Raw genomic sequence first — 14829 nt, 5'->3', positions numbered from 1 at the left:
GTTCTTTTTTACTTCGTGCGGGAATAGCTCAGTGGTAGAGCGCAACCTTGCCATGGTTGATGTCGCGAGTTCGACTCTCGTTTCCCGCTCCACTTTTTTAAATCCAAATCAAAAAGTTTGCTTATGAAAATCCTAGTTTGTGTAAGCGGTGCTAGTTTTTGCGAAATTGGGTTAAATTTAATCAAATTTTTATCGACCACACCAAACGAAATTTACGCAATCATAAGCGAAAATGCAAAAATCGTCTTAAAATCCGAAAATAATATAAATTTTGCAAATTTCATTAGCGAAAATCAAGCTGTGAAATTCTTCGATGATAGCGATATTGGCGCGAGTGTGGCGTCTGGTTCGTTTGGTATAGACGCTACGATTTTTGCCCCCTGCTCTATCAATTCACTAGCGAAAATTCACGCAGGTATCGCCGATACTCTTAGCACTCGCGCAGCAGCCGTCGCGCTAAAAGAGCGCAAAAAACTAATCCTTGGCGTGCGCGAAATGCCCTTTTCGCCTATTTCGCTTCGTTCAATGAGCGAGTTAGCAAATCTCGGCGTCATCATCGCTCCGCCCATTATCGGCGGATACAGCGGTGCGAAGAATTTAGAAGATATGCAAAATTTCATAATCGGCAAATGGTGCGACGCTATGGGCGTGGCAAACAATCTCTTTAAAAGGTGGCAAAAATGAGAAAATGTATCTATCCTGGGACTTTTGATCCTATCACAAATGGTCATTTAGATGTAATCAAACGCGCCCTTGGGCTTTTTGACGAGGTCGTCGTCGCAATCGCACTTAGCGAGAGCAAAAGCCCTTGTTTTTCGCTAGAAAAGCGCTTAGAGATGACAAGGCTTGCCCTTAGCGATCTAAAAAATGTCAAAGTCGAGCCGTTTTCGAACCTGCTAGTCGATTTCGCCAAATCCCATGGCACGAATTTTTGTATTAGGGGACTGCGCGCGGTGAGCGATTTCGAATACGAATTACAGCTTAGCTACACAAACACATCGCTATGGGATAAATTTGAGAGTGTGTTTTTGATGCCAAGCCTGAAAAACGCCTTTATTTCGAGCTCTATGGTTCGCACGATACTGCGCCACGACGGCGATGTTTCGCAGTTTGTGCCAAAGCAAATTTTGCCACTGCTTAAAAAGGAAAATTGATGTTTGTAGCCTTTGAGGGAATTGACGGAGTTGGCAAAAGCACGCAAATATCGCGCCTAGCTGAAATTTATCCTGGCGCGATAGTTACCAAAGAACCGGGCGCTACGAGGTTTGGCGAAATTTTGCGTAGTATAATTTTAAACGAAAATTTCAAATTTAACGGCGACAACCACATAAATTTAGGTCAAATTTGCGGAAGTATCTCAAAAACTGCTGAGATGTTTTTGTTTTTATCTGATCGCGCTGAGCACCACGAGAAGGTTGTTTTGCCAAATTCGCACAATCTAATCCTAAGTGATAGAAGTTTCATCTCAGGTATCGCCTACGCCCTAGCCAACGATGAAAACGCTAAATTTGACGAGCTTGTAATGCTAAATAAAATCGCGCTTGGTGGTGAAATTTATGGTAAATTTGTATTTTTTGAGATTAGTAAAGATGATTTGATAGCTAGGCTAAATACTCGCGCGGGATACGATAAAATCGAGCTTCGTGGCGCGGAGTATCTGCTTAGAGTGCAAGAAAAGATAAAATTTACCTTACAAAAGCTAAAATTAAATTTTTTAATCGTAAATGCAAACGATGATATTGATAAAATAACAAAAAAAATAAAGGAATTTATAGATGATTAAAGCACTGCGTGGTATGAACGACCTAATGGGCCCAGAGGCCGAACTTTTTGCAAAAATTGTAAGTGTATGCGAACAAAGCGCAAGAAATTATGGATTTGAGCTAATTGAAACCCCAAAACTAGAACAAACCGCCCTATTTCGCCGAAGCGTGGGCGAGAGTAGCGATATAGTCGGCAAAGAAATGTATGAGTTTGATGACAAAAGTGGCGATAGCGTCTGCTTGCGCCCAGAGGGCACGGCTGGGGTCGTTCGCTCATTTATCGAGAATAAATTTGACAAGGCTGGTGGCGTGCGCAAATTTTACTACACCGGCTCGATGTTTCGCTACGAGCGCCCGCAACGAGGCAGACTACGCGAATTTCACCAATTTGGCGTAGAGTGTTTTGGCGAGGGAAGCGTGTATGAGGACGCGAGCGTGATTTTGTTACTAGCCGAAATTTTGCGCAAACTAGGCGTGAAAACTACGCTCAAACTAAACTCCCTAGGCGATAGCTCGTGTATGCCAGAGTATAAAAACAAACTAATCAAATTTTTAAATGAGCGCGAGGATAGGCTTTGCGAGGATTGCAAAAGGCGCATTATCACAAACCCAATCCGTGTGCTTGATTGCAAAAACGAAGCCTGCCAAAGCGAGCTTTCAAACGCTCCACTAATCACCGATAATCTAAGCGATGAGTGCAAAGGCGAATTTGAAAAATTGCAAGAAATTTTGCTTGCAAATGGGCTAAATTTCGAAATCGACAAACGATTGGTTAGAGGGCTTGATTATTACTGCAAAACTGCATTTGAGTTCGTCAGCAGTGAGCTTGGCGCACAAAGCGCTGTTGGCGGTGGTGGCAGATACGATAGACTAGTAGAGTTTTTGGGTGGCAAAAGCACATTTGGCGTGGGTTTTGCGATAGGAATTGAAAGGCTAATCGAAATTTTAAAATTAAAAGAAGCTCCTAGCTCTCGCAATGGAATTTACATCGGCGCAATGGACGAGGCAATCGTGCCTTGTGCGTTTGCTATCGGACAAAAACTGCGCGCAATCACCAAAACTCATATCGCATACGAGCCAAAAAATTTACAAAAACACCTAAAAAGCGCAGATTCAAAAATGGCTAAATTTTGCCTATGTATCGGCGAAGATGAGTTTAAAAACGCTAGCGTATGGTGCAAAAATTTAGAGGATAAAAGCCAAGACATGGTTAAATTTAACGAAATCGAAGACTTTTTTAAGGATAGAGTATGAACGATTATGGACTAAATATTTGGGGAAATTCAAATTTTGTCATTGATTCTGGCAAGTTGTGCGTGAATTCTGACTTCAAACAACCACTTGTCGATATGGTTAAAGAAATCAGGGCTGATGGCATTAGAGGCCCTATTTTGCTTCGTTTTCCGCACCTTATCAAAAAACAAATTGTCGAAATTTACTCGAATTTCAACCGCGCGATAAAAGAATTTGACTACAAGGGCAAATTCAACGCCGTCTATCCGCTCAAAGTAAATCAATTCCCGGGATTTGTGAAAAATTTGGTCGAAATCGGCAAGCCTTACGGGTATGGCTTGGAGGCTGGATCTAAGCCAGAACTGCTTTTAGCCATGGCGTATAACAACGACAACGCGCCAATCACCGTAAATGGCTTTAAGGACAAAGAGCTTATCAATATCGGCTTTATCGCCGCTGAGATGGGACACAATATCACGCTTACAATCGAGGGTCTAAACGAGCTAAAAACCATAATCGAAACCGCCAAAGAGCGCTTTGCGCCAAAGCCATTTATCGGGCTTCGCATACGACTTCATAATTCAGGTAGCGGAATTTGGGTCAAAAGTGGCGGAATAAACTCCAAATTTGGCCTTACTTCGACCGAGTTAATTGAGGCTGTAAATTTGCTCAAAAAAAATAATCTAATCGAGCAATTTACGATGATTCATTTCCATATCGGTTCGCAAATCACCGAAATTCACCCGCTCAAAAAGGCGTTAGTCGAGGCTGGAAACATCTATGCTGAACTTCGCAAAATGGGCGCGAAAAATCTAAATTCGATAAATTTAGGCGGTGGTTTGGCGATAGAATATTCGCAAGTGAAGGAAAATTTCAGCAGAAATTACACCCTCAAAGAATACGCAAACGATGTCGTTTTCCTTTTAAAATCAATCGCGCAGGATAAAAACGAGGTCGAGCCAAATATTTTCATAGAAAGTGGCCGTTATGTCGCAGCTAGCCACGCTGTGCTGGTCGCGCCTGTTTTGGAGCTTTTTACCCAAGAATATACAGAGGCCAAACTGGCTTTGAAAAAGGAAAATCCGCCAGTCATTGCCGAGCTTTACGATCTTTATACTTCGTTAAAGCCCTCAAACGCCCTAGAATACCTGCATGACGCTATGGCGCACATGGAGAGCGTGCTGACGCTCTTTGATTTGGGCTATGTGGATCTCACAGATCGCTCAAATGGCGAAATTTTGGTGCATCTAGTCGTGCGCAAGGCTTATGCGCTTTTGGGAAATAAGCAAGAGTATGGAAATTTCTTAAATTCGCTAGGAAATGCGCAAGAGCGGTATTTGGTAAATTTCTCGCTTTTCCAATCCTTACCTGATTTTTGGGGCATTAAACAGCATTTCCCAGTCATGCCACTCGAACACCTCGACGAGCGCGCTACGCTTTCTGCGACGCTGTGGGATATCACCTGCGATAGCGACGGCGAGATTACATTTGATAAAGAGCATAATCCTTTGTTTTTGCACGATATCGACCCAGAAGAGGAAGAGTATTTCCTCGGATTTTTCTTAGTCGGGGCGTATCAAGAGGTGCTTGGTATGAATCACAACCTCTTCGCTCACCCAAATGAGGCAACCGTAATTTTAAAAGACGGCGGATTTGAGATTACGGATTTTATCGAGTCGCAATCTGTCATTGATATCTTAGATGATATGGATTATGATGTAGTCGATATCAGAGAGAGCCTAAATGAACGAATCGCAAACTCGCCACTGCTTTCAGAAAAAGAGAAAAAGCATGTCCTAGGCGAGCTGTATTTGTTCCTAAATGATAATAGCTATTTAAAAACTATCCAATAAGGCAGGATTATGACTTTTTGGCAAACTATAAAACACGATTTTACCGAGCCATCTCGCCAAGATCCGGCGTGCAATAGCGTATTTGAGGTGATTTTTTGCTATCCAGGTGTGTGGGCGCTGATCAATTATCGTTTCGCGCACTGGTTTTATGAGCGCAAATTCCGCCTTATCGCGCGCATAATCTCTGGCATTACGCGCTTAATCACTGCTGTGGATATCAACCCAGGGGCGAAAATCGGCAGCGGCGTATTTTTCGACCATGCGGCTGGTTTGGTCATCGGCGAGACGGCGATTGTCGGCGATAATTGTTTGATTTATCAAAATGTAACCCTAGGTGGCGTTAGCTTGGAAAAGGGCAAACGACACCCTACCCTAGAAAATGGCGTAGTCGTAGGAGCTGGGGCGAAAATTTTAGGCAATATCACAATCGGAGCGCACTCTAAAATCGGCGCAAATTCTGTCGTGATAAAAGATGTCCCCGCAAACTCCACAGCCGTGGGCGTGCCAGCTAGGATTTTAGGCGAGTGCGATAGCGATCCGCTAGCGCATAACAAACTCCCAGATATCAACAAAGAGCTGATGAAATATCTAATCAAACGAATTGAAATTTTAGAAGATTGCATACAAAATGGCGATAAAAATCTCTGCGACAAAGAAAAAGAGATCAACCAAGAGTATGAAAACTATCTAAAATCACTCAAATAACAGGGGGAATAATGAGAAAAATTTTGATTTTGCTTGGAATTTGCGGTGCGTTAAACGCTGGGGAATTTGATAATCTTAAAATAGAAACAGTTAAAAAAATATATCAAAATCAAGAAAATTTTGATAAAATTTGTGGCGAAATTTGCACAAATTCTTTAAAAATCGCATTTTTGAAAGATGAGGAATTCGCAAACGGAGAGATTGGTTGTCTAGATTATGCTCCTACAATCTCTGGGCAAGATGTTTGCGATAACCCAGAATATAAATTTGAAATTTCAAAATTTGGAGATGTAGAGGTAGAGCAAATTTGCAAAGGCTGGACGCCAGAGAGTCAAAAAATAATCTATAAATTAGAGTGCGGTGAAGATGATTGCAAGATAAGCGATATTTATAATACCGCAAACTATGAAGGCAAAGACGAAACTTTCAGCGTCAAAGAGATGATTTATGATTGTTTAAAAACACACCAAAAGGAGAAAAAATGAAACTTGCTTCACGCATAAACAGACTAAGCGAAAGCCTAACAATCGCCATTAGCACACGCGCAAAAGAGCTTAAAGCTAGCGGAAAAGATGTGATTATTTTTAGCGCAGGCGAGCCTGATTTCGATACTGCCGAGGCGGCGAAAGATGCCGTGATAGAGGCTATGGCTAAGGGCTGTGGCAAATACACACCAATCCCAGGCACAGCTGAAATTTTAAACGCAGTCGCACTAAAACTAAAACGAGATAATGGCCTGGATTACAAACCTAGCCAAATCATCACAAATGTAGGGGCTAAACACTCGCTTTTTAATATTTTTTCATGTTTGATAGATGATGGCGATGAGGTTATCGTGCCAGCGCCATTTTGGGTAACATATCCTGAGATTGTTAAATTTTGCGGTGGCAAACCTGTCATAATCGACACAAAACCAGAAAATAAATACAAAATCACAGCAGATGAATTAAAAGCAGCTATCACGCCACGCACGAAAGCGCTTAGCCTTTGCTCTCCGTCAAATCCAGCAGGAGCTGTGTATAGCAAAGATGAGTTAGTAGCGATTGCCGAGGTGCTAAAAGGCACAGATATCGCCGTAATCGCAGATGAAATTTACGAAAAAATCATTTTTGATAAAGAATTTGTCGCTTGTGCAAGTATCAGCGAGGATATGTTTAATCGCACTATCACCGTAAATGGCCTTAGCAAATGTGGCGCAATGCCTGGGTGGAGATTTGGCTATACAGCGTGTGCGAACGACGAGCTAAACAAAGCTATGAAAAAACTTCAAAGCCAAAGCACGAGCAATATTTCAAGCATAGTCCAAGCAGGTGCCGTGGCTGTGCTAGAAGGCAAGGCTGATGAATATATCGCTATGATGAATAAAGAGTATCAAAAACGCCGTGATTACGCCGTAGATGCTATAAATGCGATAGAGGGTCTTAGCGTAGTCAAACCTGACGGTGCGTTTTATCTATTTATCAACTGCGCCAAAGTAGAAAAAGATAGCATGAAATTTTGCACAAAACTGCTAGATGAGGCACTTGTAGCGACCGTGCCGGGCGTGGGATTTGGTATGGACGAGCATTTTAGGATTAGTTATGCTTGCTCAATGGACGAGATAAAAGAGGGAATCGCGCGCATAGCAGAATTTGTGAAAAACTATAAATAAGCTAAATTTGCGAAATTTAAAATTTCGCAAATTTTGTAAAATTTGGGAGAAAATATGGCAAATTTTAAAAATTCACTTATGATGACTTTGGTGAATACAGAGACAATCCCGGGGCGTGAGATCGAGCAGGTTTTCGGCGTGGTGAGTGGAAGCACAGTCAGAGCCAAACACTTCGGACGCGATATCATGGCGAGCCTGAAAAATATCGTAGGTGGCGAGCTAGTAGGATACACCGAGCTACTCGAAGAATCGCGCGAACAAGCAATCGAGCGTATGTGCGCGCAGGCCAGAGCCATGGGTGCAAATGCGATTGTAAATTTGCGATTTTCCACTAGTTCGGTTGCGGCTGGTGCGAGTGAAATTTATGTCTATGGCACGGCAGTTTTGGCAAGGTAAGCTATGAGCGATATTATAATATTTCTCATTTTGCTTGGGGTTGGATATATCTTTGGCAAGCAAGCTGAGGTGCGCCATTTCGCTAGAATTCGCAAAAAAGAGGCTCTGTTTTTACACATACCCACCACAAACTCAAAACACCCATTGCTAAATTCGGACAAAATCGAAAGAGTGAGATTTGTAAGCGGAAATGTGGTTATAAGTATTGATTATTTCAAGCGAATTTACGCTAGCGTGATAAATTTTTTCGGTGGCGATGTCGTGCCGTATGAAAGCCTGCTAGACCGCGCTAGACGCGAGGCTGTGATTAGGCTAAAAGAAAAGGCCTTGGGTGCGGACGAGATTATAAATTTACGCATAGAAACAAGCTCGATAAATCAAACCACGAAAAATGTCGGAAGCGTGGAAATCCTAGCTTACGCTACGGCGATTTATTATGCCAAAGAGCCAAAACAGGCGAATTTCAATGGCTAAATTTATTCCCTCGCAAAACGAGGGCGAACAAAATTATTCCAAAGAAAATCATGCTATAAATTTCCTAGCCCTTGGCGTGGGGCTTGTCGCAGTTATCGCGTGCGCGTTTTTCGCGCTAAATATTTTCGTGGGCGTGGCTGTGAAATTTATCCCAGAGGGCAAAGAGTATAAAATTTTCAAAGCCAGTGAAAGCGAGCGTGCAATCGAGCCAAAACACGAGAGGCTCGCCGAGCAAATCCGCACCCTAACCTCACGGCTAAATTCATGCGCCAAGGTCAAAAACGAATATTTTATCGTGATAAACGAAAGCAAAATCCCAAACGCAAGCGCAGCTCTAAATGGCGCACTCACGGTCAATACTGGGCTTTTTTCGCATATTAAAAGCGAAAATGGGCTAGCCTTTGTTTTAGCGCATGAATTAGCGCATTTTAAGCACCGAGATCACATAAAAGGTCTAGGAAATGGCGCTGTAATGGCGATTTTGTTCGGTTTTAGCGATGAGAGACTAAGCCAAATTTTAGGCGGAGCGATTGCTGGCAAATATTCGCGCTCGCAAGAAGCCGCCGCCGATAGCGAGGCGCTTAGGATTTTAAACTGCGCTTATGGGCACATTGGCGGTGCAGATGAGTTTTTCGCTAGCGCAAAAAAGCTTGGTGATAGCGATACCTTTATCAATCTTTTTGAATCGCACCCGCTTTTGCAAAAGCGCATTGACGCGATAAAATCATCAAATTTCGGCATGCAAAATACAATCAAACTCAATGAAAATTTAAGCGAAGTAGTGAAATTTAAAAGATAAATTTGGCGTTAAATTTGCAAATTTAACGCCATTGAAATTTAGATAAATTTATTGCTTTTTAAAGAGCGCGCAGCTTTTTTCGTTGCCAAGAGAGCAGGCTTTTTGGTGAAAAGCTATGGCTTTTTGATTGTTTTGTTGCAAATACTCGCCTTTGGCAAACATATTTCCGATTAGTCCGCACGCTGGGGAGTAGTTTAGATCGCAGGCTTTTTCGTAGCTAGCTATGGCCTCTGGTATGTTTTGGCGGTATGCGTTGCCTTTTAGATAATAAAACCCTAGATTATAGCACCCACTTCCCTCGCCTAAATCGCAGGCTTTTTTGGCTAATTCGATAGCTTGGGTTGTGTTGCTATAAACTGAGCTGTCGTAGTAAATGTAGCTTAAATTTACACATGCTGGGGCGTAGCCACTATCGCAGGCCTTGGTATAATACCTAATCGCCTCTGGCTCCATTTTAGCCACGCCAAAGCCGTTGTCAAACATAACGCCTAGATTGTAGCACGCATACGCGCTTTTTAAATCACAAGATTTTTTGAAATACTTTTGCGCTACTGGGTCGTGGCTGTTTTCGAAGTATTTCATACCGACATTTAGGCAGCTTTGAGCATCTTTTGCGTAGCATTTAAGCTCATCTTTTTTAGCCACGCCTAAAAGCGCTCCCACAGCGCAGAGCGCTAGTAAAACCAAGATAAAAACATATTTTTTGTTCATTTTTATTCCTTACAAATCAAATTTGATAATTTTTTCATATCGCGCGCTAGGCGTTTGTTTAGCCAAATAGCGTTGTAAATTCCATCCTCGCTTAGCGCACCGCGATTGATCGCACGAAGGCTTTTCCCTTCACCTATTTCTCGCGGTATTTTACCGCTCTCATCGGCCTCGTAATCACTTAGCCAAAATTTACTAGAATAATATCTGCTAAGTTTTTTGATAAGTTTTTGCGAATTTTTATACTCGTCAAGGGCAAGTTCAAATGCGTCTAGGCACTTTTGCACTTTTACTAAAATCTCGCTCATCTGCTCTACTCGCTCAACTCGTTTCATCGCTTAGCCTAAATTTACTCTACCGGGACAGTGTATTTGCGAGGAGTGCCATTATCCACCTTTGGCTTTTTTTCCGTAGCTGGCGGTTCTTCTCTTTTTAGAGAGTCGATATCCACAACCCAACGCTTCTCTGAATTTTGCGCGATAGGTTTTTTCGTGCTATCTTGTTTAGAGGCGTTTTGTTTTTTCTTAATTCTTTTTGTTTTTTTAGGCGGTTGTTTGGAGCTGTCTTTGACTATCGGATATGGCTCCACGCGCGGTTTTGGCTTGTTTTGGACACACCCTGCTAACCCTAAACAAACGGCAAAAATAACAAAGGAATTTAAAATTTGACTTCTCATATTTTCTCCTTTTAAAAAGCCTTGATTTTACAAAAAAAGAATTAAAAATTTAATAAGATTATAGCGAGAAATAGAATAAATTTTTGCAAATTTAAGAGGGAATTGCCCCTCTTAAATTTGCCTCTTAAATTTGCGCTAGGCAAGCTTACATCATACCGCCCATACCGCCCATGCCACCCATATCTGGCATTGGAGGAAGAGCTGGTTTGTCCTCTTTGATTTCGCTGACTGTCGCTTCTGTGGTTAGTAGCATGCTAGCGACTGAAACCGCATTTTGCAAAGCTACGCGCTCTACTTTTAGCGGATCGATGATTCCAGCGCTATACATATTTGTAAATTCGCCACTTGCAGCGTTGAAGCCTTGCGCCTCATCGTTTGCGTTTTCGACTGCATTTGCGATTACGCCTGCGTCATATCCTGCGTTTTCTACGATTTGGCGAAGTGGAGCGTAAAGTGCGCGTTTGACGATATCTGCGCCGATTTTTTGATCGCCACTTAGATCTAGACTGACATTTTTGCTAGCTTTGATTAGCGCAGCGCCGCCGCCGATTACGATACCTTCCTCGACAGCTGCTTTTGTCGCATTTAGCGCGTCATCGACGCGATCTTTTTTCTCTTTCATCTCTGTTTCGGTTGCTGCGCCTACTTTGATTACGGCTACGCCACCGCTTAGTTTTGCAAGGCGTTCTTGCAATTTTTCTTTATCATAATCGCTTGTTGTCTCTAAAATTTGAGCTTTGATTTGTGCAATTCTAGCGTCGATTGCACTTTTTTCGCCTACGCCATTTACGATTGTAGTGTTGTCTTTGTCGATTACGATACGCTCAGCCTGACCAAGATCAGCCATATTTGCGCTTTCTAGCGTTCTGCCTAGCTCTTCGCTTACGACTGTTCCGCCTGTAAGGATAGCGATATCTTCTAGCATTGCCTTTCTTCTATCGCCAAATCCAGGGGCTTTTACAGCTGAAATGTTTAACACACCACGAAGTTTATTTACGACCAAAGTCGCAAGAGCTTCGCCCTCGATATCCTCTGCGATGATTAGAAGTGGTTTGCCTGTTTTTTGCACTTGCTCTAAAACCGGAAGCAAATCTTTTAAATTTGTAATTTTTTTATCGAAAAGTAAAATTAGCGGTGAGCTAAGCTCTACTAGCATTTTTTCAGGGTTTGTGATGAAATATGGGCTTAGATAGCCTCTGTCAAACTGCATACCCTCGACCACATTTAGCTCGTCGTTGATTGATTTTGCTTCTTCGACTGTGATTACGCCGTCTTTGCCGACCTTTTCCATAGCCTCAGAAATCAAATCACCCACGCTCTCATCGTTGTTAGCTGAGATTGTAGCGACTTGGGCGATCTCTTTTTTGCCACTTACTGCTTTTGCAGATTTTTTTAGCTCTTCGATTACGGCTGCGCTAAATTTATCCATACCGCGTTTTACTTCGATAGGATTTGCGCCAGCTGTTACATTGCGTAAGCCCTCTTTGAAAATCGCGTGAGCTAGCACGGTCGCAGTAGTTGTGCCATCACCTGCCTCGTCGTTTGTTTTGCTTGCTACCTCTCTAACCAAGCTTGCGCCCATATTTTCAAGAGTGTCTTTAAGCTCGATCTCTTTTGCTACGCTTACGCCGTCTTTTGTGATAGCGGGTGCGCCAAAGCTTTTTTGGATAAGCACATTTCTACCTCTTGGTCCCATTGTGACCTTAACTGCGTCGTTTAGTTTTTTTACGCCTGAGTAAAGTTTGTTTCTAGCTTCGTCTGAGAAAAAAATTTCTTTTGCCATTTTGATTCCTTTTATTTAAGTATTCCTAAAACATCTTCTAAATTTAAGATAAGATATTTCTTATCATCTATTGTGATATCCGCGCCAGCGTATTTTGCGAACGCTACAACATCGCCAAGTTTTACGCTATCACACTCTGTGCCGACAGCCACGATTTTGCCAGTTGATGGCTTCTCTTTTGAAGCGTTATCTGGGATAATGATACCGCTAGCTGTGGTTTTGGTCTCTTCCTCGCGCTCGATTAAAACGCGTTTTCCAAGTGGTTGAAAATTCATTTTCGTCCTTTCTAAATTAGTTTTGATTTTCTAAAAGTTGTCACTCTGTATCTTTGAGTGCTAGATTATATGCAAAATTTGATTTTTTGTCAATAGTTTTAGGCTAAAATTTTGCTTAAATTTTAGCCTAAATTGCGAATTTTAAATTTTAGTTTAAAGCCGATTTTACCGCTTCGCTTAGGCGTTTGCCATCGACACTAGCGCCGAATTTGAGCCAATCTCGGCGTATTCGTTTTGCACGGTAGCTGAGATGATGGCTTCATAATCTTTTGCTTTTATACTTTGTGTAGTTTGGTTTGTGGCTTCTCGGTTATAGTTTGATTTTGAAATACAGCGTGGATTTTCGATACTGACCGAATTTAAATTTGATTGTAGAATTTGGAAATTTGGGAGTATTGAAGCGTTTAGCGTAGCAGAAAATCCAAAAATTACGGCGATGAATATATTGATGAATTTATTTTGTTTCATTACTACTATCGCCTTTTTTATTTTTTAATTTTACATTTGTAAAATTTAGCGAATTTTTGCTTTTATCAAATTTAGGCTTTTGCGTTTTTTGTTTTTTTGGCTTTTTGGGTTGTGGTTGTCGTTCAATTTTTACTGATATTTTTTCTGATTTAAACGCCAAATAACTTATCGTTATCAACGAAATAATGGTAGCAATACAAGGATAAATTAACCAGTCATCTGTGTCGTATATGCAAAGATAAATCAACCAAATGAATATTCCAAAATACATAAATAAAAGTTTGCTTTTCATTAATTCGTTTCTTTTATAATTATAGACTGTTAAAGGCACTAGCCAGTAAAGTATTCTACCGCAAATCAATAATGTTGCAATCCATTTACTTATGGAAAATTTCATAAGTGTGGTTGAAGTTGCAAAAATAAATATTAAATGGTCTATAATTGAACTAAACATATCATTTGTCTTTGTGTTTAATTGGCAACATAAAATAAATAATTTTGCAAAAAATAATGAATTCTAAAATTTTTAAAATTATCTCTAATATGTTTTTTTGTAAAAGATAAGTAACTACAAAAACAAAAGAACTCATTGTTGTTCCGTATTTTCCAGAAATTCATCGTTTATAATTTTTTTTACTTTATCTACAACTATTTGTTCTTGGGAAGTAAAATTTGCTTCTTTTGGCAAATGTTTGAAATAATATTTTATCCAAGATTTGGCATCCGATATTCTATCTATTTGTATATTAGCACAATATGCAAACCTGCCACTATAATTTTGGTCGTATCGTAAATTTTTAATATATTCATAATAGCAAGGATTTTCTAAATTTCTATTTTGTTGTTTTATTAAAAGTCCTATCCAGCAAACTAAAATACCAGCAATAAACATAGTTGTTAAAAGTGTTAATTCTCTAAAATTTGTTTTCATTTATTATCTTTTGTAATATCTTCTAAAATTTGCTCTCTTACCATTTTTTCTCCTTGATAAAATTTGGGTATGATACTATTTTTGGATTTAAAATTTAATTCTTAATCGCCAAATTTTGCATTAAATTTATACACACGCCCTCTCGTAATCCATCATCAACGACGATAAAATCTGCGCCACTACCGCTAAAATCGCTCAAAATCGCCTCTAAAAGTAGCGCCCCAGCCACGATAACCTCCGCCCTATTTTCGCCCATTGCCTCATCGGCTTCGCGCTTTGAGAATTTCAAAATTTGCCCTATTGCCCCAGCAAAATCGCTAAATCTCAAAACGCTTCCATTGATTTTGTCTGCGTCGTAATCTTTGGCGCAAACCCCCAATTTAAGGGCGCTTATCGTGGTTGGCACACCGCTTGTGAGCACGATTTTTCCTGCGCCTAAACTGCGCAAAAACTCCCTTGCGCTTCTTGTCTGCTCGTTTGCGATTTGACTAAATTTGGCGTAATTAAAATTTTGTAAAATTCCAGGATTTTCGTTGCAAAATCTCACAATGCCAAATTTAAAACTTTGTCCAAATTCGGCACTGCTTATCTCTGTGCTAGCTCCGCCAAGGTCGATACTGACGGCATTTTGCGCTTTGATACCTAAAATTTGAAGTCTGTTTTCGATACCAAGCCTGGTCAAATTTGTCTCTGTTTCGCCGTCTATTATGCTAAATTTTACGCAAAATTCTTTGTAAAGTTTTTCGAAAAATTCTACGCTATCGCTGGCGACTCGAAAGGCTTCCGTCGCCACAGCGGCGTAAGGTAGGCTAAATTTAGCGTTTTTAAAATTTCGCGCGCAGGTATTCCTGCTCTCTAAATTTTTAGCACAATTATCCAAAATCTCTAAATTTCGCTCATAAATCAAATCCGAAAGTTCTTCTAAAATTTCGCCCAAAGCCCGCCAAATGCGCTCTTTGGCGTCATTTTGCAAAGGTTTGTTTGCCACCAATCCCCTAGCCGAGCCGACTATGCGCTCGCTAGATTTAACTATCTCAAAGCCTGTTTTGGCTGGCTTCATCACGCATGCGCGCAGTGTATTCGAGCCCAAATCAAAGCCTAAAACCATAAATTT

At 40.9% G+C, this 14829-nt stretch carries 20 protein-coding genes and 1 tRNA gene; 12 read left to right on the top strand and 9 right to left on the bottom strand.

What is annotated here, in order from left to right; genetic code table 11:
- The first annotated feature begins 17 nt into the window (after positions 1-17).
- The 12 genes from OFO10_RS04975 to OFO10_RS04920 all read left to right on the top strand — a co-directional run bounded on the left by OFO10_RS04975 (position 18) and on the right by OFO10_RS04920 (position 8874).
- Positions 18-92, top strand: a tRNA-Gly gene (locus tag OFO10_RS04975).
- Positions 93-123: 31 nt separating this feature from the next.
- Positions 124-684: a UbiX family flavin prenyltransferase gene (locus OFO10_RS04970; RefSeq protein ID WP_270865034.1), complete on the top strand. Its 561-nt coding sequence runs from the start codon at positions 124-126 to the stop codon at positions 682-684.
- Complete coding sequence (gene coaD, locus OFO10_RS04965) at positions 681-1154, top strand: pantetheine-phosphate adenylyltransferase (RefSeq protein WP_270858864.1); 474 nt, start codon at positions 681-683, stop codon at positions 1152-1154. The genes OFO10_RS04970 and coaD overlap by 4 nt, the downstream gene beginning before the upstream one ends.
- Positions 1154-1783 (top strand): dTMP kinase, encoded by a 630-nt coding sequence (tmk, locus tag OFO10_RS04960; protein ID WP_270866315.1) that lies wholly within the window; start codon positions 1154-1156, stop codon positions 1781-1783. The genes coaD and tmk overlap by 1 nt, the downstream gene beginning before the upstream one ends.
- Complete coding sequence (gene hisS, locus OFO10_RS04955) at positions 1776-3017, top strand: histidine--tRNA ligase (protein ID WP_270866314.1); 1242 nt, start codon at positions 1776-1778, stop codon at positions 3015-3017. The genes tmk and hisS overlap by 8 nt, the downstream gene beginning before the upstream one ends.
- Positions 3014-4849, top strand: coding sequence for a biosynthetic arginine decarboxylase (gene speA, locus OFO10_RS04950; RefSeq protein WP_270858867.1), 1836 nt, complete (start codon positions 3014-3016; stop codon positions 4847-4849). The genes hisS and speA overlap by 4 nt, the downstream gene beginning before the upstream one ends.
- A gap of 9 nt (positions 4850-4858) precedes the next feature.
- Positions 4859-5554: a serine O-acetyltransferase gene (cysE, locus tag OFO10_RS04945; protein ID WP_270858868.1), complete on the top strand. Its 696-nt coding sequence runs from the start codon at positions 4859-4861 to the stop codon at positions 5552-5554.
- Positions 5555-5565: 11 nt separating this feature from the next.
- Entirely contained in the window at positions 5566-6039 is a 474-nt protein-coding gene (locus tag OFO10_RS04940) for a hypothetical protein (protein ID WP_270866313.1), read from the top strand.
- Complete coding sequence (locus tag OFO10_RS04935; RefSeq protein ID WP_270866312.1) at positions 6036-7205, top strand: pyridoxal phosphate-dependent aminotransferase; 1170 nt, start codon at positions 6036-6038, stop codon at positions 7203-7205. The genes OFO10_RS04940 and OFO10_RS04935 overlap by 4 nt, the downstream gene beginning before the upstream one ends.
- 54 nt (positions 7206-7259) lie before the next feature.
- Complete coding sequence (locus OFO10_RS04930) at positions 7260-7601, top strand: YbjQ family protein (protein WP_270858871.1); 342 nt, start codon at positions 7260-7262, stop codon at positions 7599-7601.
- 3 nt (positions 7602-7604) lie between these two features.
- Positions 7605-8075 carry a YbjQ family protein gene (locus tag OFO10_RS04925; protein WP_270866311.1) on the top strand — a complete coding sequence of 157 codons (471 nt, stop codon included), beginning with the start codon at positions 7605-7607 and terminating at the stop codon, positions 8073-8075.
- Entirely contained in the window at positions 8068-8874 is an 807-nt protein-coding gene (locus OFO10_RS04920; RefSeq protein WP_270866310.1) for a M48 family metallopeptidase, read from the top strand. The genes OFO10_RS04925 and OFO10_RS04920 overlap by 8 nt, the downstream gene beginning before the upstream one ends.
- Positions 8875-8922: 48 nt before the next feature.
- Here OFO10_RS04920 and OFO10_RS04915 read toward each other — a convergent pair whose 3' ends face one another.
- From OFO10_RS04915 to OFO10_RS04875, 9 genes are all read right to left on the bottom strand, one after another.
- Positions 8923-9585 carry a tetratricopeptide repeat protein gene (locus OFO10_RS04915; protein ID WP_270866309.1) on the bottom strand — a complete coding sequence of 221 codons (663 nt, stop codon included), beginning with the start codon at positions 9583-9585 and terminating at the stop codon, positions 8923-8925.
- A 2-nt stretch (positions 9586-9587) separates the two neighbouring features.
- Positions 9588-9917 (bottom strand): DUF4298 domain-containing protein, encoded by a 330-nt coding sequence (locus tag OFO10_RS04910; RefSeq protein WP_270866308.1) that lies wholly within the window; start codon positions 9915-9917, stop codon positions 9588-9590.
- A 14-nt stretch (positions 9918-9931) separates the two neighbouring features.
- Positions 9932-10258 carry a hypothetical protein gene (locus OFO10_RS04905; protein WP_270858876.1) on the bottom strand — a complete coding sequence of 109 codons (327 nt, stop codon included), beginning with the start codon at positions 10256-10258 and terminating at the stop codon, positions 9932-9934.
- A 145-nt stretch (positions 10259-10403) separates the two neighbouring features.
- Positions 10404-12041 carry a chaperonin GroEL gene (gene groL / locus OFO10_RS04900; RefSeq protein WP_270866307.1) on the bottom strand — a complete coding sequence of 546 codons (1638 nt, stop codon included), beginning with the start codon at positions 12039-12041 and terminating at the stop codon, positions 10404-10406.
- A gap of 11 nt (positions 12042-12052) precedes the next feature.
- The gene (gene groES, locus OFO10_RS04895; protein ID WP_270858878.1) at positions 12053-12316 is read right to left on the bottom strand and encodes a co-chaperone GroES; all 264 of its coding nucleotides are present in this window, start codon (positions 12314-12316) and stop codon (positions 12053-12055) included.
- Positions 12317-12493: 177 nt separating this feature from the next.
- Entirely contained in the window at positions 12494-12784 is a 291-nt protein-coding gene (locus OFO10_RS04890; protein ID WP_270866306.1) for a hypothetical protein, read from the bottom strand.
- The gene (locus OFO10_RS04885) at positions 12771-13238 is read right to left on the bottom strand and encodes a hypothetical protein (protein WP_270866305.1); all 468 of its coding nucleotides are present in this window, start codon (positions 13236-13238) and stop codon (positions 12771-12773) included. The genes OFO10_RS04890 and OFO10_RS04885 overlap by 14 nt, the downstream gene beginning before the upstream one ends.
- Positions 13239-13370: 132 nt before the next feature.
- On the bottom strand, positions 13371-13715 hold the full coding sequence (locus OFO10_RS04880; RefSeq protein ID WP_270866304.1) for a hypothetical protein: 345 nt from the start codon (positions 13713-13715) through the stop codon (positions 13371-13373).
- A gap of 94 nt (positions 13716-13809) precedes the next feature.
- A complete protein-coding gene (locus tag OFO10_RS04875; RefSeq protein ID WP_270866303.1) occupies positions 13810-14823 on the bottom strand; it encodes a Ppx/GppA phosphatase family protein in 1014 nt (337 codons plus the stop codon).
- Positions 14824-14829: the final 6 nt, after the last annotated feature.

Origin of the sequence: Campylobacter sp. VBCF_06 NA8, from assembly GCF_027737825.1 — a bacterium.
GTDB lineage: Bacteria > Campylobacterota > Campylobacteria > Campylobacterales > Campylobacteraceae > Campylobacter_B.
The sequence above is the reverse complement of the archived record's forward strand: the minus strand, read 5'-3'. Positions and strand labels throughout refer to the sequence as shown.

Coding starts and splice junctions, on each gene's coding strand:
- OFO10_RS04970 (WP_270865034.1), top strand. CDS start 124: ATGAAAATCCTAGTTTGTGTAAGCGGTGCTAGTTTTTGCGAAATTGGG.
- coaD (WP_270858864.1), top strand. CDS start 681: ATGAGAAAATGTATCTATCCTGGGACTTTTGATCCTATCACAAATGGT.
- tmk (WP_270866315.1), top strand. CDS start 1,154: ATGTTTGTAGCCTTTGAGGGAATTGACGGAGTTGGCAAAAGCACGCAA.
- hisS (WP_270866314.1), top strand. CDS start 1,776: ATGATTAAAGCACTGCGTGGTATGAACGACCTAATGGGCCCAGAGGCC.
- speA (WP_270858867.1), top strand. CDS start 3,014: ATGAACGATTATGGACTAAATATTTGGGGAAATTCAAATTTTGTCATT.
- cysE (WP_270858868.1), top strand. CDS start 4,859: ATGACTTTTTGGCAAACTATAAAACACGATTTTACCGAGCCATCTCGC.
- OFO10_RS04940 (WP_270866313.1), top strand. CDS start 5,566: ATGAGAAAAATTTTGATTTTGCTTGGAATTTGCGGTGCGTTAAACGCT.
- OFO10_RS04935 (WP_270866312.1), top strand. CDS start 6,036: ATGAAACTTGCTTCACGCATAAACAGACTAAGCGAAAGCCTAACAATC.
- OFO10_RS04930 (WP_270858871.1), top strand. CDS start 7,260: ATGGCAAATTTTAAAAATTCACTTATGATGACTTTGGTGAATACAGAG.
- OFO10_RS04925 (WP_270866311.1), top strand. CDS start 7,605: ATGAGCGATATTATAATATTTCTCATTTTGCTTGGGGTTGGATATATC.
- OFO10_RS04920 (WP_270866310.1), top strand. CDS start 8,068: ATGGCTAAATTTATTCCCTCGCAAAACGAGGGCGAACAAAATTATTCC.
- OFO10_RS04915 (WP_270866309.1), bottom strand. CDS start 9,585: ATGAACAAAAAATATGTTTTTATCTTGGTTTTACTAGCGCTCTGCGCT.
- OFO10_RS04910 (WP_270866308.1), bottom strand. CDS start 9,917: ATGAAACGAGTTGAGCGAGTAGAGCAGATGAGCGAGATTTTAGTAAAA.
- OFO10_RS04905 (WP_270858876.1), bottom strand. CDS start 10,258: ATGAGAAGTCAAATTTTAAATTCCTTTGTTATTTTTGCCGTTTGTTTA.
- groL (WP_270866307.1), bottom strand. CDS start 12,041: ATGGCAAAAGAAATTTTTTTCTCAGACGAAGCTAGAAACAAACTTTAC.
- groES (WP_270858878.1), bottom strand. CDS start 12,316: ATGAATTTTCAACCACTTGGAAAACGCGTTTTAATCGAGCGCGAGGAA.
- OFO10_RS04890 (WP_270866306.1), bottom strand. CDS start 12,784: ATGAAACAAAATAAATTCATCAATATATTCATCGCCGTAATTTTTGGA.
- OFO10_RS04885 (WP_270866305.1), bottom strand. CDS start 13,238: ATGTTTAGTTCAATTATAGACCATTTAATATTTATTTTTGCAACTTCA.
- OFO10_RS04880 (WP_270866304.1), bottom strand. CDS start 13,715: ATGAAAACAAATTTTAGAGAATTAACACTTTTAACAACTATGTTTATT.
- OFO10_RS04875 (WP_270866303.1), bottom strand. CDS start 14,823: ATGGTTTTAGGCTTTGATTTGGGCTCGAATACACTGCGCGCATGCGTG.